Source organism: Ruegeria sp. (assembly GCF_028066395.1).
Taxonomy (GTDB): domain Bacteria; phylum Pseudomonadota; class Alphaproteobacteria; order Rhodobacterales; family Rhodobacteraceae; genus Ruegeria.
Window position 1 is genome coordinate 6,003 of record NZ_JALCBM010000058.1, and the last position, 21,786, is coordinate 27,788.

General features: G+C 62.5%; 26 protein-coding genes. 7 read left to right on the forward strand and 19 right to left on the reverse strand.

Going from position 1 to position 21,786, the window contains the following annotated elements; translation table 11 throughout:
- The 3 genes from MPJ51_RS16460 to MPJ51_RS16470 form a co-directional block, all read right to left on the reverse strand.
- On the reverse strand, nt 1-629 hold a 629-nt coding region (locus tag MPJ51_RS16460), incomplete at its 3' end, for a TRAP transporter large permease subunit (protein WP_298388973.1).
- Nucleotides 630-1,133, reverse strand: coding sequence for a TRAP transporter small permease subunit (locus tag MPJ51_RS16465; protein ID WP_298388925.1), 504 nt, complete (start codon nt 1,131-1,133; stop codon nt 630-632).
- Nucleotides 1,134-1,189: 56 nt separating this feature from the next.
- Complete coding sequence (locus tag MPJ51_RS16470; RefSeq protein ID WP_298388927.1) at nt 1,190-2,209, reverse strand: TRAP transporter substrate-binding protein; 1,020 nt, start codon at nt 2,207-2,209, stop codon at nt 1,190-1,192.
- Between the two features lie 201 nt (nt 2,210-2,410).
- On the opposite strand from MPJ51_RS16470, the gene paaG reads away from it, so the two are divergent.
- From paaG to MPJ51_RS16495, 5 genes are all read left to right on the forward strand, one after another.
- Nucleotides 2,411-3,196, forward strand: coding sequence for a 2-(1,2-epoxy-1,2-dihydrophenyl)acetyl-CoA isomerase PaaG (paaG, locus tag MPJ51_RS16475; RefSeq protein ID WP_298388929.1), 786 nt, complete (start codon nt 2,411-2,413; stop codon nt 3,194-3,196).
- Nucleotide 3,197: 1 nt separating this feature from the next.
- A complete protein-coding gene (paaI, locus tag MPJ51_RS16480; protein ID WP_298388931.1) occupies nt 3,198-3,644 on the forward strand; it encodes a hydroxyphenylacetyl-CoA thioesterase PaaI in 447 nt (148 codons plus the stop codon).
- Entirely contained in the window at nt 3,641-4,948 is a 1,308-nt protein-coding gene (gene paaK / locus MPJ51_RS16485; RefSeq protein WP_298388933.1) for a phenylacetate--CoA ligase PaaK, read from the forward strand. The genes paaI and paaK overlap by 4 nt, the downstream gene beginning before the upstream one ends.
- Before the next feature lie 22 nt (nt 4,949-4,970).
- Nucleotides 4,971-5,567 carry a TetR/AcrR family transcriptional regulator gene (locus MPJ51_RS16490; protein WP_298388935.1) on the forward strand — a complete coding sequence of 199 codons (597 nt, stop codon included), beginning with the start codon at nt 4,971-4,973 and terminating at the stop codon, nt 5,565-5,567.
- 70 nt (nt 5,568-5,637) lie between these two features.
- A complete protein-coding gene (locus tag MPJ51_RS16495) occupies nt 5,638-5,853 on the forward strand; it encodes a hypothetical protein (RefSeq protein ID WP_298388937.1) in 216 nt (71 codons plus the stop codon).
- Here MPJ51_RS16495 and MPJ51_RS16500 read toward each other — a convergent pair whose 3' ends face one another.
- The 8 genes from MPJ51_RS16500 to MPJ51_RS16535 form a co-directional block, all read right to left on the reverse strand.
- The gene (locus MPJ51_RS16500) at nt 5,854-6,612 is read right to left on the reverse strand and encodes a Phenylacetic acid catabolic protein (RefSeq protein ID WP_298388939.1); all 759 of its coding nucleotides are present in this window, start codon (nt 6,610-6,612) and stop codon (nt 5,854-5,856) included.
- Between the two features lie 15 nt (nt 6,613-6,627).
- Entirely contained in the window at nt 6,628-7,701 is a 1,074-nt protein-coding gene (locus MPJ51_RS16505; protein ID WP_298388940.1) for a 2Fe-2S iron-sulfur cluster-binding protein, read from the reverse strand.
- Between the two features lie 14 nt (nt 7,702-7,715).
- Nucleotides 7,716-8,174, reverse strand: coding sequence for a 1,2-phenylacetyl-CoA epoxidase subunit PaaD (gene paaD, locus MPJ51_RS16510; RefSeq protein ID WP_298388942.1), 459 nt, complete (start codon nt 8,172-8,174; stop codon nt 7,716-7,718).
- A gap of 6 nt (nt 8,175-8,180) precedes the next feature.
- A complete protein-coding gene (gene paaC / locus MPJ51_RS16515) occupies nt 8,181-8,939 on the reverse strand; it encodes a 1,2-phenylacetyl-CoA epoxidase subunit PaaC (protein WP_298388944.1) in 759 nt (252 codons plus the stop codon).
- Entirely contained in the window at nt 8,939-9,223 is a 285-nt protein-coding gene (paaB, locus tag MPJ51_RS16520) for a 1,2-phenylacetyl-CoA epoxidase subunit PaaB (RefSeq protein WP_298388946.1), read from the reverse strand. Before paaB ends, paaC begins: the two co-directional genes overlap by 1 nt.
- Before the next feature lie 18 nt (nt 9,224-9,241).
- Nucleotides 9,242-10,234 carry a 1,2-phenylacetyl-CoA epoxidase subunit PaaA gene (gene paaA, locus MPJ51_RS16525; protein WP_298388948.1) on the reverse strand — a complete coding sequence of 331 codons (993 nt, stop codon included), beginning with the start codon at nt 10,232-10,234 and terminating at the stop codon, nt 9,242-9,244.
- Nucleotides 10,235-10,249: 15 nt separating this feature from the next.
- The gene (gene pcaF / locus MPJ51_RS16530) at nt 10,250-11,452 is read right to left on the reverse strand and encodes a 3-oxoadipyl-CoA thiolase (protein ID WP_298388950.1); all 1,203 of its coding nucleotides are present in this window, start codon (nt 11,450-11,452) and stop codon (nt 10,250-10,252) included.
- A 208-nt stretch (nt 11,453-11,660) separates the two neighbouring features.
- Nucleotides 11,661-12,479, reverse strand: coding sequence for a cyclase family protein (locus tag MPJ51_RS16535; RefSeq protein ID WP_298388952.1), 819 nt, complete (start codon nt 12,477-12,479; stop codon nt 11,661-11,663).
- Between the two features lie 265 nt (nt 12,480-12,744).
- Between MPJ51_RS16535 and MPJ51_RS16540 the strand changes: the two genes are divergently transcribed.
- Nucleotides 12,745-14,835: a 3-hydroxyacyl-CoA dehydrogenase NAD-binding domain-containing protein gene (locus MPJ51_RS16540; protein WP_298388954.1), complete on the forward strand. Its 2,091-nt coding sequence runs from the start codon at nt 12,745-12,747 to the stop codon at nt 14,833-14,835.
- 168 nt (nt 14,836-15,003) lie between these two features.
- Here the strand turns inward: MPJ51_RS16540 and rpe are convergent, their stop codons facing one another.
- The gene (gene rpe / locus MPJ51_RS16545) at nt 15,004-15,693 is read right to left on the reverse strand and encodes a ribulose-phosphate 3-epimerase (protein ID WP_298388956.1); all 690 of its coding nucleotides are present in this window, start codon (nt 15,691-15,693) and stop codon (nt 15,004-15,006) included.
- Between the two features lie 159 nt (nt 15,694-15,852).
- On the opposite strand from rpe, the gene MPJ51_RS16550 reads away from it, so the two are divergent.
- Nucleotides 15,853-16,449 carry an HAD family phosphatase gene (locus MPJ51_RS16550; protein ID WP_298388958.1) on the forward strand — a complete coding sequence of 199 codons (597 nt, stop codon included), beginning with the start codon at nt 15,853-15,855 and terminating at the stop codon, nt 16,447-16,449.
- A 28-nt stretch (nt 16,450-16,477) separates the two neighbouring features.
- Here the strand turns inward: MPJ51_RS16550 and MPJ51_RS16555 are convergent, their stop codons facing one another.
- The 7 genes from MPJ51_RS16555 to MPJ51_RS16585 form a co-directional block, all read right to left on the reverse strand.
- On the reverse strand, nt 16,478-17,161 hold the full coding sequence (locus MPJ51_RS16555) for a DUF1045 domain-containing protein (RefSeq protein ID WP_298388960.1): 684 nt from the start codon (nt 17,159-17,161) through the stop codon (nt 16,478-16,480).
- Nucleotides 17,162-17,244: 83 nt separating this feature from the next.
- Nucleotides 17,245-17,721 (reverse strand): class I SAM-dependent methyltransferase, encoded by a 477-nt coding sequence (locus MPJ51_RS16560; RefSeq protein WP_298388962.1) that lies wholly within the window; start codon nt 17,719-17,721, stop codon nt 17,245-17,247.
- On the reverse strand, nt 17,718-18,491 hold the full coding sequence (locus MPJ51_RS16565; protein ID WP_298388964.1) for a polysaccharide deacetylase family protein: 774 nt from the start codon (nt 18,489-18,491) through the stop codon (nt 17,718-17,720). Before MPJ51_RS16565 ends, MPJ51_RS16560 begins: the two co-directional genes overlap by 4 nt.
- Nucleotides 18,488-19,630, reverse strand: coding sequence for a glycosyltransferase (locus tag MPJ51_RS16570; protein WP_298388966.1), 1,143 nt, complete (start codon nt 19,628-19,630; stop codon nt 18,488-18,490). The genes MPJ51_RS16565 and MPJ51_RS16570 overlap by 4 nt, the downstream gene beginning before the upstream one ends.
- A complete protein-coding gene (locus tag MPJ51_RS16575) occupies nt 19,630-20,211 on the reverse strand; it encodes a histidine phosphatase family protein (RefSeq protein ID WP_298388968.1) in 582 nt (193 codons plus the stop codon). The genes MPJ51_RS16570 and MPJ51_RS16575 overlap by 1 nt, the downstream gene beginning before the upstream one ends.
- Nucleotides 20,208-21,284, reverse strand: coding sequence for a glycosyltransferase family 4 protein (locus MPJ51_RS16580; RefSeq protein WP_298388969.1), 1,077 nt, complete (start codon nt 21,282-21,284; stop codon nt 20,208-20,210). Before MPJ51_RS16580 ends, MPJ51_RS16575 begins: the two co-directional genes overlap by 4 nt.
- Nucleotides 21,284-21,786, reverse strand: a 503-nt coding sequence (locus MPJ51_RS16585) for a glycosyltransferase family 4 protein (RefSeq protein ID WP_298388971.1), incomplete at its 5' end; no start/stop codon positions are given. The genes MPJ51_RS16585 and MPJ51_RS16580, both read right to left, overlap by 1 nt.

Below are 21,786 nucleotides of genomic sequence, written 5' to 3' on the forward strand. Positions count from 1 at the left end.
GCCTCGGGGTTGCGCCAGACGGTCCAGCGCACGGCGAACAGGTAGAACAGGATGCCCAAAGCCCCCGGGATGATCCCGGCCATGAACAGTTTGCCGATCGAGGTTTCGGTCAGCAGCCCGTAGATCACCAGAATGACCGAGGGCGGGATTAGGATACCCAGCGTGCCGCCCGCAGCGATGGATGCGGTCGACAGCTCATCCGAATAGCCATACCGGCGCATCTGCGGCATGGCGACCTTGGACATGGTGGCAGCGGTGGCCAGAGACGACCCGCAGATGGCCGAGAACCCGCCGCAGGCCGCAACCGTCGCCATGGCGATGCCGCCTCGCATATGGCCCAGAAAGGCGTTGGAGACCGCGTAAAGTTCCCGCGCCATGCCGCCCTTGTTGACGAACAAGCCCATCAGGATGAACAGCGGCACCACCGACAGGCCGTAATCCTGCGCGGTATCGGTGATCTGACGCCCGACCATGGACATGGCGGCCTTCAGGCCCCGTTCGTCAAGGATCGAGCCGCCGCGTTCATAGGCAAAGCCCAGCGTTCCCACCAGCCCCATGGCAAAGACGATGGGCAGGCGCAGCAGGACGAGGATCAGGACAATCGCAAATCCGATCAGAGCGGCGGTCATTCAGCTAGTCTCCGACAGGGTATGAGGGGCAAAGAACCGCAGCAGACCGGTGGCGATCATCACCACGGCGGTCACGGCAACGGACAGGGTGATGAACCAGCCGATCAGGTAGGTCGGGATGGCGAGGTATTCGGTCACATCGCCATAGTCGCGCGCCCGTTCGGCCAGAATCCAGACCCGCTGTACCGGCCAATACAGCATGGCACCGCAGACCAGATAGATGATCAGGTCGCGGATGCGGGACAGGTGCAGACGGTTGAAAATACCGTCCGTCAGGTCCACCGCGATATGGCCGTTGGTGGTCGACACGATGGGCAGCACCGAAAAGACCAGAATGGCCATCAGGATGCGGGTCAGTTCGGTCGCGGCCTCAATCGGCGCGTTGAAGACCGAGCGCAGGATCACGTCGCAAAAGGTCATGATCATCAGGATGAACAGGGCGGTGCTTGCCACGATCACAGGCAGGATGCTGGCGCGGCGGATCAGCTGGATGATGGGGGACATAGGCACCTCGTGCAACGGCACTGGCCCGGGGCGGGGATACCGCCCCGGGGACCGGATCAGTTCGACGACATTTCCGATTTGATCATGTCATAAGCGGCCTGCGCGTCGATACCCGCCGCGTCAACCTCGGCAATCACCTTGCCACGGACGTCTTCGGCAATGGCCGAGAACCTCTCAAGGTCCGCGTCACTGGCCGCGTTGATCGCGTTGCCGTCGGTGGTTTCCGTCGCCTCGCGCCCGATGGCGTCGATCTCATCCCAGATTTTGCCGATCTCGCGGCTGAGCGGTTCGCCAAAAACCTTTTCGTCAAGCGCGGCCTGCAGATCTGCGGGCAGGTCGGCAAAAGTGTCCTCATTCATGATATAGGCGAAAGATCCGCGATACAGCCCGCCGGGCATTTCATAGACGTTCTGGGCCACCTCGGTCAGTTTGAACCCTTTGCGCCCCTCAAACGGCATGACCACACCATCCGCCGCCTTGGAGGCCAGCGTTTCATAGACCTTGGGTGCAGGCACCTGAATGCCGGTTGCGCCCAGTGCGGTGCCGACATCGCCACCCACGCCACCGGGGATGCGCACCTTGAGGCCCGAGACCTCGTCCAGCGAGGTGATCGGGCTGCTGGAATGCAACTGCGCGGGCCCGTGGGTGTGCAGGGCGATGACCTTGACGCCGCGATGTTCGTCGGCAGCCTTGAGATATTTGTCATAGACACGCCAATAGGCGACCGAGGCATCCTCGGCCGAGCCCTCATAGCCCGGCAGTTCGATCAGCTTGGTGGTCACGAAACGCCCCGGCTGGTAGCCGTGAAAGATGATCGAGGCGTCCGCCGCGCCGTCCATGATCAGGTCCATCTGCGCGGGCGGCGGGGCGATGCCCAGCTTCAGCTCGGCCGTGACCTGCCCGTCGGTGGCTTCTTCGACCATTTCGACGAATTTCGGCCACATCTTGGCGTTGATGCCGTGGGTCGGCGGTGCCCAGCTGGAAATTGTCAGGGTGTAATCTGCGGCAAAGGCGATTGTGCCGGACACTGCCAGCGTGGCCGAGGCCAGCAGGGTGGTGAGCTTGGTGAATTTCATGACCGGGTCTCCTCCTCAAAAGCACGAGTCGTGAACGTGTTAATGGTAGGTTTTGTAACTATCAACGACGCCAAGGGTGGATCTGCCTCATAAGAGTCAGGGCCTTTTCGCGTGGCTACGTCATAATTTCCGGTGAATTTATTGACCAACCGTTCGGTTTATGCAAGAAATTTGTCGAAACTTTTGCAAAGCGGATGGGGCATGTCTGATACGATTCTTTCGCAAGATCATGGGGTTTGGGTCGAAATCACGCTGAATCGCCCGGACCGGCTGAACAGCTTTACCGATGAGATGCATCTGGCCCTGCGCGCGGCGCTGGAGGATGCGCGTGACGGTGGCGCCCGTGCGATTCTGCTGACGGGCGCGGGGCGCGGGTTTTGCGCCGGGCAGGATCTGGGCGACCGGAACCCGGCCAAGATGCAGGGACCGCCCGATCTTGGTTACACCGTGCGCACCTTCTACGCGCCTCTGGTGCGGCTGATCCGATCGCTGAACATCCCGGTTATCTGTGCCGTGAATGGGGTGGCTGCGGGGGCGGGGGCGAATATCGCGTTGGCCTGCGATATCGTGCTGGCGGCGCAATCGGCCAAGTTCATCCAGTCCTTTTCCAAGGTCGGCCTGATCCCCGATACCGGCGGCAGCTGGCATCTGCCGCATCTGCTGGGCGAGGCACGCGCCAAGGGGCTGGCGCTGACCGGACAGCCGTTGCTGGCGGAACAGGCTGCCGATTGGGGCCTGATCTGGAAAGCAATCCCCGATGCCGATCTGATGGCCGACGCCCGCGCGTTGACCGAGCAACTTGCCAACGGCCCGACGCTGGGGCTGGGCCTGACCAAACAGACCATTCAGGCGGCGGCGGTGAACTCCCTGACCGATCATCTGGAGCTGGAGGCCGACGCCATGAAAACCTGCGGCGAAAGCGCGGATTATGCTGAGGGCGTCACCGCCTTTCTGGAAAAACGCGCGCCGGTCTTTCGGGGGGAATAGGATGACGCCGAAGGATCGCGCCGAACAGGCCGCCGCCACCATGTGGGGCCGCGATCAGGCCTCGAAATGGGCGGGGATGGAGCTGGCTCATGTGGAAGAAGGGGCTGCGACGCTGACCCTGATCGTGCAGGATCATCACTGCAACGGGCATGGCATCTGCCATGGTGGCGTGACCTTCATGCTGGCCGACAGCGCCTTTGCCTTTGCCTGCAACAGTCGCAATCAATCCACTGTGGCACAGCACAACATGATCAGCTTTATCGCCCCCGCCCGCGCGGGCGACCACCTGACCGCTCGCGCCACGGAACAAAACCTGACCGGGCGCAGCGGTATCTATGACGTCACCGTCACCAATCAGGACGGCCAGAAAATCGCCGAATTCCGCGGCTTTTCCCGCGCGGTCGGCGGCGCGGTCTTTGACGAAACGGAAGACAGGGGGATGGCATGAAAGACCTTACTCCGAACAGGGCGGATCTTGACCCGATCGAGATCGCCTCGATCGACGAAATCCGGGCACTGCAACTGGACCGGCTGAGGTGGTCGCTACGCCACGCTTACGACAATGTGCCCATGTATCGGCAGCGTTTTGACGAGGCGGGCGTGCATCCCGATGATCTGCAGTCGCTGGGTGATCTGGGCCGGTTCCCGTTCACCTACAAAAACGATTTACGTGACAATTACCCATTTGGGCTGTTCGCGGTGCCTCGGGACCAGATCATCCGCCTTCATGCCTCCTCCGGGACCACCGGCAAACCGACCGTGGTGGGGTATACGCAGGGCGATATCGACAATTGGGCCGATCTGGTGGCCCGTTCTCTGCGCGCCAGCGGGTTGCGGCGGGGGGACATGATCCACAACGCCTATGGCTATGGCCTGTTCACTGGCGGCTTGGGCGCACATTACGGGATCGAACGTCTGGGCGCCACCGTCATCCCCATGAGCGGCGGCCAGACCGCCAAACAGGTCGATCTGATCACCGATTTCAAACCCGACGGGATCATGGTGACGCCGTCCTATATGCTCAATATCCTTGAGCAATTTCACAAGCTGGGTCTGGACCCGCGCGCCTGTTCGCTGAAGGTCGGCGTCTTCGGGGCCGAACCCTGGACGGATTCCATGCGCGCCGAGGTCGAGCAGGCCTTTGACATGCACGCCGTCGATATCTACGGCCTGTCCGAGATCATGGGGCCGGGTGTAGCCAATGAATGCGTCGAAACCAAAGACGGCCCGGTGATCTGGGAGGATCACTTCTACCCCGAAATCATCGACCCCGAGACCGGAGAGGTCCTGCCTGATGGCGAGATGGGAGAGCTGGTCTTTACCACGCTCACCAAAGAGGGCCTGCCGATGATCCGCTACCGCACCCGCGATCTGACGCGCCTCTTGCCCGGCACGGCGCGGTCGATGCGTCGGATGGAGAAGATCACCGGACGCTCGGACGACATGATCATCCTGCGCGGCGTCAATGTCTTCCCCAGCCAGATCGAGGAACAGGTTCTGGCGACCGGCGGTCTCGCACCCTACTACCAGATCGAACTCTACCGTTCGGGTCGCATGGACGCGATGCGCATCCATGTCGAGGCCACGCCGGAAGCCGCCGATGAGCTGAGCAAAACCGCCGCCGCCCGCATGCTGACCCGCCGGATCAAAGATGTCGTTGGCATTTCGACCGAGATCAATATAGGCGACCCCGGCGAGGTTGAACGCAGCCAGGGCAAGGCCCGGCGCGTTGTCGACAACCGGAATCTGTAACGCAAAGGCGGAGGTCTCGAATTTGGCCCGTACCATAGCAAAAGACCACGATCACAAGCGCGAACGCATCCTGAAATCCGCCGCCCGCGTCTTTGCGCGCGAAGGGTTCGACCGGGCCTCGATGGCGCAACTTGCCGCCGAATGCGGGATCTCGAAAGCGAATATCTACCACTATTACGACAGCAAGGACGCCATCCTGTTCGACATGCTGGAGACCTATCTGCGGCAATTGCGCGACGGGATTTGCGGGCTGGAAATAGACGGGCTTTCAGCGCCGGACCAGCTGCGTATGGCAGTGCGAGAGATCCTGCTGGCCTATCAGGGCGTCGATGACGAACACCGCGTGCAATCCACCGGCATCTCGGCCCTGCCTGACGATCAGCAAAAGCTTCTGCGGGGTTATCAGCGTGATCTGGTCGAGTTCCTCAGCGATATTCTCTCCGATATCGCACCGGACAAATTGCGTGAAAACAAGGCAAAGCTGCGCGCGACCACCATGTCCGTTTTCGGCATGCTGAACTGGTTCTACATGTGGAACGCTGGTGCCGATACCAAAGCGCGTATCGAGTACGCCAAGCTGGTCAGCGACCTGACGCTGGACGGGTTGAAGGGGCTTTAACGCGACCCGCGCGGACGTGATTTGGCTTTTGCAGCGCGCTCTGCTTCAATCAGGGGCAGGAGGACCCGCCATGCACCGGCCTGAACGTTTCGAGAAATTCTATTTCGCCAAAGTTGGCCTGGGCGAGGCCTGCGGCTGCGCCGAAAAGGTCATCGACGTCTACGAGTTCAACCGGCAAGGCGGGGCGCAGGCCAAACGCGGCGTGAAGGCGAAACAGCGCAAACGCCGCTCATTCCGGTCTTTTGCCCTGAAATACGGGTTGATCAGCCGCCGCCGGTCGGGCTGATCACGGCGCGGCCAGACCCAGTTGATCCAGCGTTGCGGTCGCATTGGCCTGCCACCGGGATTTCAACTCAGGCCCGGTCAGGCGGCGCAGTCCGAGTTTCCGCAAGGCCTCGTGTTTCTCGGTGCGGCTGCTGCCGAAACTGGCCGCCACGCGGGGCCACCAATAGTCCACCGAGGCCTGCAATTGCGCGGTCTCGCCTTCTTCAGCCAGTTTCGCGGCCTCTTCAACAGCCAACTCGCCGTGATGCGCCTCAATCGGGGCGATGGTGCGGAAGGCCTCGGCCAGCGGCTGGTATGAGATTGTCGAGAATTCGGCCAGTTGTTCGGCCACGGCACCGCTCATCAACAGGTTCATGATCACCGCATCAGCCCAGCCGGTGATGGGGTAGTTAAAGACCGCAAGGCGCATGTCATGTTCGCTGCGGGTGGCGCCGATATCGGCATTCCGGTCCAGACGCGCGGTCCAGGGGTGATGGGTGGCGTATCGCTGCGTGTCGGCCCCGAATTCCCCCATGATCGTCAGGACACGGTCGGCATTGTCGGTCTTTTCCAGCACGATCCGTGCGGCGGCGATGCGTTCCTTGATGCCCGGCCCCTGATTGATGATGTCGGCAAATCCCGCAGCGCCAGCCAGTTCGCTGTCCACGAATGTTGCCATCAGCTTCATCAGCTCCGCCCGGTAGCGGGGCGGGACGTTGGTGGGGTTGGTCAGCACACCGCCTGCGGCGAGGTAGGAGTCGAGTGTCATGTCTTCTGCCATTGAACCTGCCCCTTTTTACTGATCGTAATCGACGACAACGCGGTCGGTTACCGGATAGGCCTGACAGCTCAGGACATAGCCTTTTTCGACCTCGTAATCTTCCAATGCGTGGTTGGCGACCATCTCGACCTCGCCTTCGAGCACCCGGCAACGGCAGGTGGAGCATACCCCGGCCTTGCAGGCAAAGGGCGCGTCCATGGCGTTGTCCAAGGCAGCCTCCAGAATGGATTGATCCTTGGGCAGGGTGATGGTCTGGGTTGAACCGTCCAGCGTGATCTGCGCCTTGGTCTGGTTCGCCTGCGTCGCCGCATCCGCCGCACCGGTCTTGCGCCTGATGCGCCCAGGCTGCGCGCTGGCGAACAGTTCGAACTTGATCTGGCTGTCATCCAGCCCATGCTCGCGCAAGGCTGCCGCGATGCCCAGCATCATCGGTTCCGGCCCGCAGATAAAGGCGGTATCGACGTTTTCGATGTCGATCCAGTGCTGAAACAGCTGGGCGCATTTGTCCTGTGTGACCAGACCGGTGAACAGATCAATCTCTTGCGCGTCGGCTTCCAGAATATGGATCACGTTCAGACGACCCATATAGAGGTTTTTGAGGTCCTCAAGCTCCTCCCGGAACATGATCGTGTTGATGCCTTTGTTGGCATAGACCAGCGTAAAGCGGGACTTGGGCTCGCGGGCCAAAGTGGTGCGCAGGATCGACAGGACCGGGGTGATGCCGGAGCCACCGGCGAAGCCCAGATATTGCCGTTCCGCATTTGCATCGATTTGTGTGTGAAAACTGCCCATCGGGGGCATGGCCTGCATCACGTCCCCGACCTGCAGGTCTGAATTGGCCCAGCTGGAAAACGCGCCACCCTCGACGCGCTTGATACCGACCTGAAGCACGCCATCATCCTTGCCTGCGCAGATCGAGTAGGACCGGCGCAACTCCTCGCCGTCGAAATCGTGGCGGAAGGTCAGATATTGACCGGCGGTGAACTCGAAATGCTCGGCGGCACCGTTCACCGGTTCCAGCGTCAGCACCACCGCATCGCGGATGGTCTTGTGAATGTCGGTGACTTTCAGGTCGTGAAAGCGGGCCATCCGGCGCTCCTTCCTCAGATGCACTTGAAATAGTCGAAGGGTTCCAGGCAATCGGTGCAGCGCCAATGGGCCTTGCAGGGGGTCGAACCGAACTGGCTGACTTTCTCGACCGCTTTGCTGCCACAGCGGGGGCACCGTTCGGGGCCGCCTGCGGGGTGCGGTGGCGCGATGCCGTATGCCTCAAGCCGGGCGCGGCCCTTGGGGCTGAGCCAATCGGTGGTCCAGGCGGGGGCGATGCTGGTTTCGATCCGTAGATTGTCAATCCCGTGGTCACGCAGCGCGGTTTCGATATCCATGCTGATCACCGAGGTCGCCGGACACCCCGAATAGGTCGGTGTGACGGTGACTTTCAGCGTGTCCTTATCCCAGCGCACGTCGCGCACGATGCCCAGATCGACGACCGAAATCACCGGGATTTCGGGGTCGGGGACGGCGTCCAGCCATTCCCACACCTGATCGGTCGAGACGCGCATTCGCCCTTACCACGTCGCGCCGGGATAGGCGCGTTGCAGCCATTGCATCTGCGTCAGCAGGTGGCCCAGATGTTCCGTATGCATCCGCCCGTCGCGCCCGCCCTTATGGGCAAAGCGGCTTTCGGGAATGGTCAGCGTCGCCTCTGTCAGCACCCGCCCGACCAGAGCGTCATATTCCGCACGCAGATCAGCCGGGTTCGGCGCGATCCCTGCCTTGACCATCTCGGCATCCACATCGTCGCTGGCGAACATCTCACCCACGTAAGGCCAGAGGTAATCCAGCGCCTCTTGCATCCGCGCATGGCTTTCCTCGGTCCCGTCGCCAAGCCCGACCACCGTATCGCCCGAGCGTTCGAGGTGATATGCGACCTCTTTGCTGGCCTTGGCGGCGATCGCGGCGACGCGGTTGTCCGAGGATTTGATCAGCCGCCCCAGCATGATCGAATGCCACGCGTCGAACAGGAACTGCCGCATCAGCGTACGCCCGAAATCGCCGTTCGGAACCTCGACCAGCAGCACATTGCGGAAGTCCCAGGCGTCGCGCAGAAAGGCCAGATCATCGGCGCTTTTGCCGCCATCGATCTCTCCGGCCAGACCCAGCCACATCTGCGTCTGACCGATCAGATCCAGCGCGGTGTTGGCCAAGGCGATGTCCTCTTCCAGCACCGGCGCAAGGCCGCACCATTCGCTGACGCGATGGCCTAGGATCAGGGTATTGTCCCCCATCCGCAGCAGGAACTGGTGGAAAGCCTCGTCCCGTGTCATCACATCGCCCCCACTTCGTCGGGGATGTCGAAGAAGGTTGGGTGGCGATAGACCTTGCTTTCGCTGGGCTCGTACATCGGACCTTTGTCGCTGGGCGAGGAGGCGGCGATGTTGTTCGCCTCGACCACCCAGATCGAGACGCCTTCGTTGCGGCGCGTGTAAACATCACGCGCGTTCTTGATCGCCATTTCCGCGTCCGGCGCATGCAGAGAGCCGACATGCCGGTGGCTCATCCCATGCTGGCCGCGGATGAAGATTTCCCACAGGGGCCATTCGTTTTTCATAGTGCGTCCTCCTTGGGTTTATTCTGCCGCCAGATTGCGCGCGCGTTTCTTGCGGGCATGGGCCAGCATGCCGTCGCGGACCCATTTGCCGTCGTCCCACGCCTTGTTGCGCGCGGCCAGACGGTCGGTATTGCAGGGGCCGTTGCCTTTGATGACGTCGAAGAATTCGGACCAGTCGGGTTCCGAGAAATCGTAATGCCCGCGCTCTTCGTTCCATTTCAGGTCCGGGTCGGGGATGGTCAGGCCCAGATATTCGGCCTGCGGCACGGTCTGGTCGACGAATTTCTGGCGAAGCTCGTCATTGGTGTTGATCTTGATCTTCCACGCCATCGACTGCGCGGAGTGGACGGATTCCTTGTCGGACGGGCCGAACATCATCAGCGAGGGGAACCAGAACCGGTTCAGCGCATCCTGAGCCATCCGGCGCTGTTCGGGCGTGCCCTCGGCCATCTTGCGGATGGCGTCATAACCCTGCCGCTGGTGAAAGCTTTCTTCCTTGCAGATGCGGATCATCGCGCGGGAATAGGGTCCGTAGGACGTCCGCTGCAGCGGAACTTGGTTCATGATGGCGGCCCCGTCGACCAGCCAGCCGATCGCGCCGATATCGGCCCAGTTCAAGGTCGGGTAATTGAAGATCGACGAGTATTTCATGCGCCCGTCCAGCAGCATCTCGGTGATCTCGTCGCGGCTGATGCCCAGCGTTTCGGCAGCGCAATAAAGGTAAAGCCCATGCCCGGCCTCATCCTGCACTTTGGCCAGCAGGATCGCCTTGCGTTCCAAAGTGGGCGCGCGGGTGATCCAGTTGCCCTCGGGCAGTTGGCCGACGATCTCGGAATGGGCGTGCTGGCCGATCTGGCGGATCAGGGTGGCGCGGTAGTCGTCGGGCATCCAGTCCTTGGGCTCGATCTTGATATCCGCGTCGATCTTGTCCTGAAAAGCGCGCTCCTGATCCGTCATCTCGTCGCGGGACTTCACGCCAGTTCCGGTCGTTTTAACCATCTGAGCATACATGGCAGTATTCCTCCGTCAAACGCGTTCAAGAATAAGGGCCGCCCCCTGACCGACGCCCACGCACATCGTGCACAGCGCGTAGCGCCCGCCGGTGCGGCGCAGTTGATAGGCCGCTGTCATGACCAGACGCGCGCCGGACATGCCAAGCGGATGTCCGATGGAGATCGCGCCACCATTTGGGTTCACATGCGGCGCATCGTCGGGCACACCCAACTGCCGCAGCGTGGCCAGACCCTGCGCGGCAAAGGCCTCGTTCAATTCTATCACATCCATCTGTTCAATGCTCAGCCCGGCGCGGGTCAGCGCCTTTTGGCAGGCCGGAACCGGGCCGATGCCCATCACGCGGGGGGCAACCCCGGCAACGGACATGCCGACGACGCGGGCGATTGGGGTCAGGCCGTTCCTCTCGGCCGCTTCGGCATTGGCCAGCAAGATCGCCGCCGCTCCGTCATTCACGCCCGAGGCATTTCCGGCGGTCACCGTCTTGTCTGGTCCGTTGATCCCCTTAAGCGCGGCCAGATTGTTCACCGTCGTACCGGGGCGGGGATGCTCGTCTGTGTCCACGACAATCGGGTCGCCCTTGCGCTGGGGCAGTGTGACCGGGGTGATCTCCTCCTGAAACACCCCGGTCTGATGCGCCGAGGCCCAGCGGGCCTGGCTGCGTTCGGCAAAAGCGTCCTGATCGGCGCGGCTGATCCGGTAATCTTCCGCCACATTGTCGGCGGTTTGGGGCATCGAGTCGATGCCGTAGTCCTGCTGCAACTTCGGGTTCACGAAACGCCAGCCGATCGTGGTGTCATAAACCGTGTTGCTGCGAGTAAAGGCGGCGGTGGCCTTGGGCATCACAAACGGCGCGCGCGACATGCTCTCAACCCCTCCGGCGATGGCCATGTCATAGTCGCCCGCCTTGATCGCCCGCGCCGCCATCCCGACCGCGTCCATACCGCTGGCGCAGAGGCGGTTGATCGTGGTGCCGGGCACATCAATCGGCAGCCCGGCCAGCAGTGCGGCCATGCGGGCCACGTTGCGGTTGCTTTCGCCGGCCTGATTGGCATCGCCATAGATCACATCGTCCAGCGCCGCCCAGTCCACCTGCGGGTTCCGCGCCATCAGCGCCGCCAGCGGGATCGCCGCCAGATCATCGGTGCGCACGGAACTGAGGCTGCCGCCATAGCGACCAATAGGCGTGCGCTGTGCGTCGCAGATAAAGGCATCCATCGCTGGCCTTCCCCCTTTTTGGCTTCACCGCAATAGGTGACCGCTGGGTCGGTTAATACTTACGGGGTCGATTCGCGGCAAGTAAAATGTAACACAAATCTCAATATATGTATGATTTGGTAACATATAAGTGTTGAGCACAGAAAAGGCCCGCATTTCAGCGGGCCTGTTCCGTCACATAGGCTTCGGGGTCGACCCGACCGCAAGATCAGACCATGGCAAAGATACGCGCAGGCCCGCCCGAGCCGCCCCGATGGGCCGGGGCACCCACGATCAACGTTGCGCCACTGGCCGGAACCTTGTCGAGATTGGCCAGATTCTCGATCCCGTACCGGTTTGTCGGCAACCAGGCGTAATGCGTGGCGAAATCGGCAGAGGGCCCATGATCCAGCGACAGCGAATCCACCGCCATGGCCACGGCCCCGGTTTCATCCATCAGCATCTGCGCGGCCTCGACGTGGAAGCCGGGGAAATGCATCTTGCCCTCGCCATCGGCATTGCGGAATTTCGGCGTGTTGGTCTTGGCGCCCCAGCCCGAATGCATCGCCACGCAGGCGCCATCCGGGATTGGCCCATTGGCGGAAATCCACGCCGCCAGATCGTCAGGCGTGACCTGCGCGTCCGCATCTTCGGCCGCCTTCGCGGCGATATCCACAACGCATAGGGGGCAGACAAGGTTCGACACCGGGATCTCATCCACCGACTGACCATCAGCCGAGAAATGCAAAGGCGCGTCGATATGCGTGCCGGTATGTTCATTAACGGCCAGATTGAACAGGTTGAACCCGTGCTCTTTGAAATTGAAGGTCTGATCCGCGGAAATGCCCGGCTGGCCAAAATAGGTCGGGAAATCGGCGTCGTATATGTGGGTCATGTCGACCACCTCTCCGACGCCTGCCGCCAATGCCGGTGGGGCGCTGGCCGTCCCAAGTGCCGCCCCCGCCGCAACCGCGGCCCCCGCGGTAAAGAATGATCGCCGGGACAGCATTCTGTCCTTCACGGCATTCATGACACAGATATCGCACATTGTTTTGCTCCCTGATGGTTGTTGTCTATCGGTTTGCCCGGCACACCGGATCAAATTCACATAGATTGAATTAGGGCAGTCTAAGCGGAGGGGGCGATCAAAGGTATAAATTATTTGTCAGATCATCGCGGGTGGAGAAAAGTCGAACGATTGGTCGGCAAATGGGGTTGATTGCGAAAGCGCCCCGGTTAAGTCTTTGGGCAACTACGGTTCGATCCGTCGAACCCGTAGGGTGTTACAGCAAGCAAGGGGGGAGGCAGGCCGGATGTCCCAGGTCATCGGATACGAAAGAGTTGGCGATATTGCCGTTCTGGCAGCGCAGAACCCACCTGTGAATGCCTTGGGCATGGATGTGCGCCGGGGCCTGCTGGCCGGGATCGAACGGGCCGAGGCCGAAGGCGCGCGTGCCGTCCTGATCTACGGTCAGGGCCGGACCTATTTTGCCGGGGCTGACATTCGTGAGTTCGGCAAGCCTCCGCAGGACCCTTTTCTACCGGCGCTGTGCGACCGGATCGAGGCCTCGCCTTTGCTGGTCGTCTCGTCCCTGCATGGCACAGCGCTGGGCGGCGGGTTGGAGGTGGCGCTGTCCAGCCATTACCGCATAGCCGTGCCCTCGGCCAAGCTGGGCCTGCCCGAGGTCAATCTGGGCATCCTCCCCGGCGCTGGCGGCACTCAGCGCCTGCCACGCGTTGCTGGCGTTCAGGCGGCGCTGGATATGATCACCACAGGTCGCCACATCCCCGCGCCCGAGGCGTTGGAGATGGGCGTGCTGGACCGGGTTCAGGACGGTGATCCACGGCAGATCGGGCTGGATTATGTGGCTGAATTACTGGCCGCGGGGGCATCGCGCCGCCCGGTCTGCGACATGCCTGCGCCCGCACCGATTGATTTCGACGCGGCCTATGAAGCGGTGCTGAAAAAAGGTCGCGGCCAGCTGTCTCCGGCAGTGGCCGTCCGCGCGATACAGGCCGCTTGCGAGGCCGAAAGCTTTGCCGCCGGTCAGGCGCGCGAGCGGGAATTGTTCATGGACCTGATGGCCTCGGACCAGCGCAAGGGCCTGATCCACGCCTTCTTTTCCGAACGCGCCGTGTCGAAACTGCCCGAACTGGCAGGGATTGAACCCCGCGCCCTGCAGCAGATCGGCGTGATCGGTGGCGGCACGATGGGGGCGGGCATTGCGACCTCGGCCTTGCTGGCTGGGCTGCCAGTGACGCTGGTCGAGATGTCCCAAGACGCCGCCCATACCGCCCGCGACCGGATCGCCGCAAACCTGAGCGGCGCGGTCAAACGTGGCAAGCTGAGCCAGAACGCGCATGACGATATCCTCGGCAACCGGCTGGCACTGGCCACGGATTACGATGCCCTCCGTTCCGCCGATCTGGTGATCGAAGCGGTGTTCGAGGATATGGAGGTGAAAAAGCAGGTCTTCACCCATCTGGATGCGGTCTGCAAGGATGGGGCGGTTCTGGCAACGAACACGTCGTACCTGGATATCAACGAGATCGCGCAAGCAACCGGGCGGCCCGGGGATGTGATCGGGTTGCATTTCTTCTCACCCGCCCATGTGATGAAGCTACTGGAAATCGTCGTGGCCGATGATTCCGCACCCGACGTGGTGGCGACCGGCTTCGCCCTGGGCAAGCGGTTGCGGAAAGTGTCGGTGCGGGCAGGGGTCTGCGACGGGTTCATCGGCAATCGTATCCTCAGCGCCTATCGGGCCTGCGCCGATCACATGGTTCTGGACGGGGCCAGCCCGTATCAGATCGACAAGGCTCTGACCGATTTCGGCTTTGCCATGGGGCCGTTTGCGGTGTCCGACTTGGCGGGGCTGGACATTGGTTGGGCCACACGAAAACGCAAACGCGCGGCAGGGCTGCCGGAAGGCGCGCGCGACAGCACCTATGCGGATCGGCTGTGCGAGGCCGGACATTTCGGCCAGAAGACCGGCAAAGGCTATTATTCATACACGTCCGGCCAGAGGGGCGGTGTGCCAAACCCCGAGGTGATACCTCTGATCGAAGCAGACCGGGTGGCGCAGGGTATCACGCCGCGCGTTTTCTCAGAGGATGAGATCGTGCGCCGCTACATGGTCGCGATGGTCAACGAAGCCGCCCGCGTGGTCGGCGAAGGCATCGCGCGCCGTCCGCTGGATGTGGATATGGTCTTGCTCTACGGCTATGGTTTCCCGCGGTTTTGGGGTGGACCGCTGAAATGGGCCGACATTCAGGGCTTGCCTGACATCCTGTCGGATATCCGTGAATGGTCGAAAGAGGACGCCTGTTTCTGGCAACCTGCGCCACTGCTTGAAGAACTGGTCGCCGAGGGACGAGATTTCGAAAGTCTGAACACGGCCTGAACCCATCCCACACTGCGAAAGGAAAACGCTCCCGCGCCCGCGCAACATTGGCTACGCCAATGCCGCTTGCGGCCTTGGGCCCAGCATCGCGCCTTAGCGCGATGCTGGGCCCAACAGGAGGAGGTGTTCCGTCAGGAACATCGACGACTGGCGGGAGGGCCCCGTTTTTCAGGGCAACGCACCTTCGGCGGCCGCCCGCACAGCGCGGATGTTTTCGCCGTAAACCTCGGGAGTGCTGACCGAGCCGCCCTTGAAGACCGCCGATCCCGCGACCAGAACATCGGCCCCGGCTGCCGCCACCAAAGGTGCCGTTTTCGGGTCCACGCCGCCGTCAATCTCGATATGAACAGGGCGGTCCCCGATCATCTGGCGCAGGCGGCGGATTTTGTTGGTCATGTCGATGAATTTCTGCCCCCCGAACCCGGGGTTCACGGTCATCACACAGATCAGATCGGCTAGGTCCAGCAGATGTTCGACCGCCTCGGCCGGGGTGCCGGGGTTCAGTGCGACACCCGCCTTCATACCGGCCGCCCGGATCGCCTGAAGGGTGCGGTGGGTGTGCGGGCCGGCCTCGACATGGGCGGTCAGCACATCAGCCCCGGCATCGGCATAGGCCTGAATATAGGGATCGACCGGAGCGATCATCAGATGCACATCCATGACCGTCTTCACATGCGGACGGAACGCCTTGACCGCCGGAGGGCCGAAGGTCAGGTTCGGCACGAAATGCCCGTCCATCACATCGACATGCACCCAGTCAGCACCTTGTGCTTCGATGGCCTGAATCTCTTGCCCGAAATTGGCGAAATCGGCGGACAGGATCGACGGTGCGATCTTGATGGAACGGTCAAAGCTCATGATTGGCCTCATCTGAGAAACTGGCGTTGTCGCGCATATATCCGCGTTGCGGGCTAAAGTGTAGGCCTCTTTGGTGCGTCGCCCCGCATTGCCGCAGTTGCGATGAGACGGTGCATCCCTATGCTGGGCGGCGCACCCTCATCCAACGAAAGATGCATAATGAAAGCGGTCGTCTTCGATATCGGGAACGTGTTGATCAAATGGGACCCGCATCTGGCCTGGCTGGATGAGATGGGCAGTCGCGAAGCGGTGGCCGTATTCCTTGACCGCATTGATTTCTACGACCGCAACTTGCGCGCGGATGGAGGCGAGACATTCCACGATCTGGCCGCCGAACTGGACAGTGCCGAGGACCAAGCCCGTCTCGCCAGTTACGTCTTGCGTTACGCGGCTACGGTGCCTGAAAAGATCGACGGCAGCTGGGACGTGCTCTACCGCCTGAAGGCACGCGGAACACCGGTTCACGCGATCACCAACTGGTCGGCTGAAACATGGCCCGAAGGCATCAAACTCCATCCCGAATTGAACTCCGTATTCGGCGTGACCATCGTGTCGGGGCGTGAAAAGTTGCTGAAGCCGCAGGCGGAAATCTATCACCTTCTTTGCGAGAGGGCCGGGTTGGCTCCGCAGGATTGCATTTTCGTGGATGACAGCCCCAAGAACGTTGAGGGGGCTCGCGCCACCGGCATGGATGCGATCCATTTCACGACACCGCAGGCGCTGGAAGCCGCCCTTATTGCCCGAGGTGTAATGTGATCAAAGGGCATCGCGGGCAGGTCTGACCTCAGCCCGACAAGGCGTAGCGTTGGATCAGGTGGAACCGCCCATCCTCGGCTTCCCCCACCAAAGCCAGATCGTTGATTTGGAACGGGCTGGGCAACAGCGGATCAAGATGGCTTTCCAGCGTTGACTGCACGTGCGTCAGCGTTGGTTTATCCATCCGACCACTCAGCGTGATGTGAAACCGGAACGCGTCCATCACGTAAGGATACCCCCAGCGGATCAGGTTGGTGTCCTGCTCAGGTGTCATATGAGGGCCTCGGCGGCGGGCAATCTCGGCTTCGGTTACTGGCGCGCGGAAATTGTCCAGATCGACGACGCAGGCAGCGGCCAGCGCGTTCAATGCGTGGGTATCGCCCTGCGGACACAAGGCCAGAAACCGGCCCAGACGGGTGACCGCCAGCCCCTGCAGCGTGATCGGGGACCCGGATGCCGCAAGCTGCGCGCAGGCCGTTTGCAATGCTTCGACGGATTGCCCTTCGCGCAGGCGGAAAGGTGGCTTCAACGTGGCATGCAGCCCGTATTTGCGCGGGGCCTCGGTGACAGAAGCCACATCAATCCCGCCTAGCACCGGATGCACAACGGCTTCCCCGGCCTCCGCATCCCATCCCAGCCAGCGGGTTGCGAAATCCGCCCATGATGCCTGTCGGGAGGGCGCAAAATAGATCGCGTAGCGCGTGAAGGTCACCTTGGCCTCCTGTTGCGAACCGGGTGCAGGTCAGATGCCAGAAGAACGCGCCTTTGCCAATGGCGCGCCTTCAGGTCGGGCAATCAGGCGCGGTAGAACAGATAGCGGTCCGGCGCGATTGTGTCGGGGCCCTTGATCTGATCGAACCCAACCAGCGGCTGGCCCGAGATCAGCAACCCCCCGGGTTGCATCACCTGTGCGATCAGGGGGCTCAGGCGCGCGGCCTCGGCCACGTCTTCCGCTTTGATGCCGCGCCCGAAATCGTAATGCGCCATGGCGATGCGGTGGTCGGATGCGGCCAGTTTCTGCAGCATCGGTTCGGCCTCACCCTGCAGGAAATCCTCGGGCGGCGGGGTGCTATCCGGGTGGCATTGCAGAACCCGGTCCATGACCCAGATGCGGCGGTTGGGCAGGATTTCCCGCAAATGATCATAGGTGCGCCCGTTGCCCAGCCCCATATCCAGCACATCGCCGTCCAGCGTGTCGATCTGCGCCGCGGCCCAGTTCAGCCCGTCACGTTGCGCGGTCAGGCGGCGCAGCATGGAATCGAGTCGGCTCATTCGGGGTCTCCTTGGTTTTTGGGTTTCGCCATGGTCCAGACGGTGCCCGGCCCGTCCAGCAGGTGGTGCAGCAGGTCGCGGGTAAAACTCCAGATGTCCTGATCATGAACCAGATGGTGGGTCAACACGCCGAAAGGCTCGGCATTGTCGGCGCGGCCCTCGCGGCGGTCACGCAACAGGTCGACGGTTCTGGCAATCAGAACGTCCGGGGCCACCAGCCCCCGGGTGCCGCGCCAGTCGATCGGGTCGAGATGCGTGTTGATCTGTTCCAACCCGGGCGCTGCGAGTGCGGCTTTTCGCGGGGTCGCCGTGGACAGCACGCGATAGCCCAAGGGGGGCAGATGTCCGGCGGCCTCGGGCGCGATGCGGTTCCAGGGTGGCACAAAGATCGGTCGCAAATTGTCGCCAAACAGATCGGACAGACGGGTCATCCCGGTCTTTGCATCCGTCACGATGTCCGCCATCGGGCGGTGCAGGCGGAATTCCGATTTCTTCTCATCCGCCGGGGCGTGGTTCTGATGCGCCCAGCCATGCACAACCGGAATGAGACACGGGTTTTCAGAGATATACTTCGCCAGCGCCACATCCGCATCGCGCGGGATCACCGCCAGATGCACCGGCAGGCCCAAATCCCGGGACAAGGCCGCGAGCGTTTCCAACTGCGGTGTCACCGTCACCGCATCGTCATCCCGCCACCACAGGGGCAGGGACAGGCCGTCAGTCTGCCAGTGTTGCAACTCATCACGCAGAGGCGCCCAGTCGGGGTTCATCCCTTCGCCTCCACCATCGCTGTGGCGATATCGACCGACCGCCTTGCGCCATTGAACCCCTGGCTCATAGGCACGCGCGGCCCTTGCGCGATCACACGCGCGACCGCATCGGCCAATCCATGCCCGGTCAGTTCAGCGCTGCGCAGAACCTCCACAGCAGGTAATCGCGACAGGCTCTGGCCACGCAGGCTCTGTTCCACTTCCTTACCGTCGTCAAAGGGGATCACCACGGACGGAGTCCCACTTTGCAGCAGATCCATCGCCGTATTGTACCCGCACATGCTGACCGAGGCGGCGGCCAGCGGCAGCATCTGCCGGAAATCAGGTCGTACCGGTTCGACCGATACCGGCGCGCCCTCGGCAAAAGCGGTCAATTCGGCAATGCGCTGCGGCGCGTCCTGCCCACCCACCAACAGGCGCCAGCGCCGGTTGGTCATCTTTCGGGCGGCCTCGATGGCCGCGTGAAAGATCGGCTGGCCGACCGAGCCTCCGCCAGCGCTGACCAGAACCTCACCTTGCCCGAGGCCCTCGGGATGTGGACCAGCAGCCGCAGGCGCAACAAACCCCGTGTAGTGCAGCCGTCCGGCCAAGCAGTCCGAAACAGGCCAACTGACTTCCAGTGGCGTGATTTGCGGATCGGAATGTACCAGCACGCCGTCATAATACTGCGTGATGACCTCATTCGCGCGTTCGGCTTTGGACGGCTTGGAGGGTGGCGCCAGAATGTCCCGGATCGAACTCAGAACGACCGGTTTGCGCGGCAGGTCCAGCGCCGCCGTCAGAGCCGACTGAAATTCCTCGGCCAGAGAGCGGCGGCCAAAGGGGTAAAGCTCGGTGATCATCACCTGCGGCTGAAAACTGCGCACGGCCTGCACCAGTGCATTGCGCCGGGCCGTCAGGTATTCGACCCCCGCCACCTGACCGTCCTGATCCAACAGCCGGGTGAAATCCACCCCGTCCGACCGCAGCGGCGGCAGGCCCAGCAGTGATATCCCGGAACTGTCCAGTTGCGGCGCGGGCATCCCGCCTGAAACCACAAGCACCTCATGCCCTTGTTCCACGAAGGCGCGCCCGAGGGTCAGCGCCCGGCTCAGATGCCCGGTGCCCAGCAGGTGAGTGACGATGATCATCACCTTCATCACGGCACCTGCCGTTTCAGCAGCCGGACCGGTTCGGCCACCGGTCGTAGGGGCGAGAGATCGACGATGAACAACCGGTTACGTTTGACCTTGAACGGGGCGGGGCCGTCGAAACCCCAGCCCCAGGCCTTGGCCAGAATGACCCGCATGATGCCGATATGACAGACGGCGAGGTTGTCGCCCCGCAACGCGGCCAGCCAGGGCTCAAGACGCGCCCACAGCTCAGCCGGGCTTTCCCCGGCAGGGGGGCGGTAGTCCCAGCCCCAGTCCTCGATATGGCGATAACCGCTACCCGGCTGTTCGATCAGATCGACGCCGCGCTTGCCCTCCCAATCGCCCCAGTTCATCTCGGTCAGGGCCTCGGCGCCGATCGGATCGCGCCCGGCGACCAGTTGGGCGGTCTCAACGGCGCGAGACAGGGGGCTGGACCAGAGGGTTGCCTCCGCCCATGGCTCTGGCAGGCTGTATCCGGCAAGCTCGGCCCGGGCCTCGACATCCAGCGGGATATCGCTGCGGCCCTGTATTTGGCCCGCACGGTTCCATGCGGTGTGGCCGTGGCGTAGCAATGCTAGACGGGTCATCGGGTGACCTCCAACAACGGGCGTACCGCTGCCCAGAACCGGTCGGTTGCCGAGGGCATCAGGTGGCGTTCACCCACATAGGCGCGGGCGCGCGTGCCTTCGGTGCGACGCAGGTCGGGGTCGGACAGAAATCGCTGAATACGCCCGGTCAATCCGGGCGCGCCGTCGTCAACCGAAGGGTGGTCCGAGGGCGCGAGGACGTCCCGTACTCCGGGACGATCCTGCGCGATGACAGGCAGCCCGCTGGCTTGAGCTTCAAGATAGACCATCCCATACGCCTCATTCACGCCCGGCCACAGCAGCATGGACGACCTGCCATAGATGTGGTGCAGCGCGTCGCGATCAAGTTGCCCGAGGAACTCCACCTGCGACCCGAACGGGGCCATCAGCGCCTCGACCTCGGGCCGGGCGGGGCCGTCGCCTGCAATATTCAATTCCCATGGGCCGGTCAGGCCGTGCAGCGCTTCGACCAGTATCCGGTAAGAGGCCAGCTTGTCCCCATGGCGCATCATCCCAACACAGAGCATTGGTCCATCGCCCGAGGACGCCTGAGGCAGGTCGGACACGGGCAGGAAGGGAGGCAGTTCGACAAGGGCCTGATCGCCGAACCGTTCGCGTTCCAGCGTGATCAGATCATTGGCGGTGTGGTAGAAGATCACCTGCGCGGCGTCACAGGCCTGATGTGCGGCTTGGGCGAAGTCCGACCAATTGCCGTTCAGACGGCTGGTGGCGCGCGTGCTTTCCAGTTGCACGTAAGGGATGCCCCGCGCGCGGCAGACCTTGGGTCCCAGCAGATCAGGCGCCTTGTAGTAGTTGTGATAGGTCACCCACAGATCGGTGTCCGAGGGCATCTCGGCAATCAACCTGCCCGCTTCGACCTCGGCTTGTTGGCGCAGGGCAGCCTGCACGGCCATATCACCGTGTTTGTCATAGGCGCGCAGCCGGGACACCAGCTCGACCTGATCGCCCTGCGCACCAATGGCGGTCATCAGGTTGCGGGCCATTTCGCGGTCGCCCGAGGGGGTCGGGCTGTCGGGGGATTTCATCGGGGCGTAGAAGGCCACGCGCGCCATCAGGTGCCCCCTGCGCACAAGGTGGTCAACCGTGCCGACAGGCGGGCGATGCCCGGGTCCATGCGGAACTCGGCCAGCAATCGGTCATGCGCCTTGGAGGCCATATGCTCTGCACCCTCGGGGTCTGCCGCCAGCGCGGTGATTTCCTGCGCCAGTGCTGTCGGATCATCATCCGACAGCACCCCATGAGTGCCGGTTTTGATGAACTCGGGGATGGCCGAAACGGGCGTGGACAGGATCGGCAGGCGTTGCGAGGCCGCCTCCATCAACACATTCGGCAACCCGTCGCGGTCGCCATCCTCGGCAATCCGGCTGGGCAGGACAAACAGATCGGCGCTGCGCATTTCGGCAATGACCTCGGGCTGATCGCAGGCGCCTTTCCAGGTGATCCGGTCGGTCAGCCCAGCCGAGGCCGACTGTTCCCGCAGCACATCCCCCAGCCCGCCGCCGCCGATATGGGTCCAGTGCCAATCCAGCGTTTCCGGCAGCAAGGCAAAAGCGT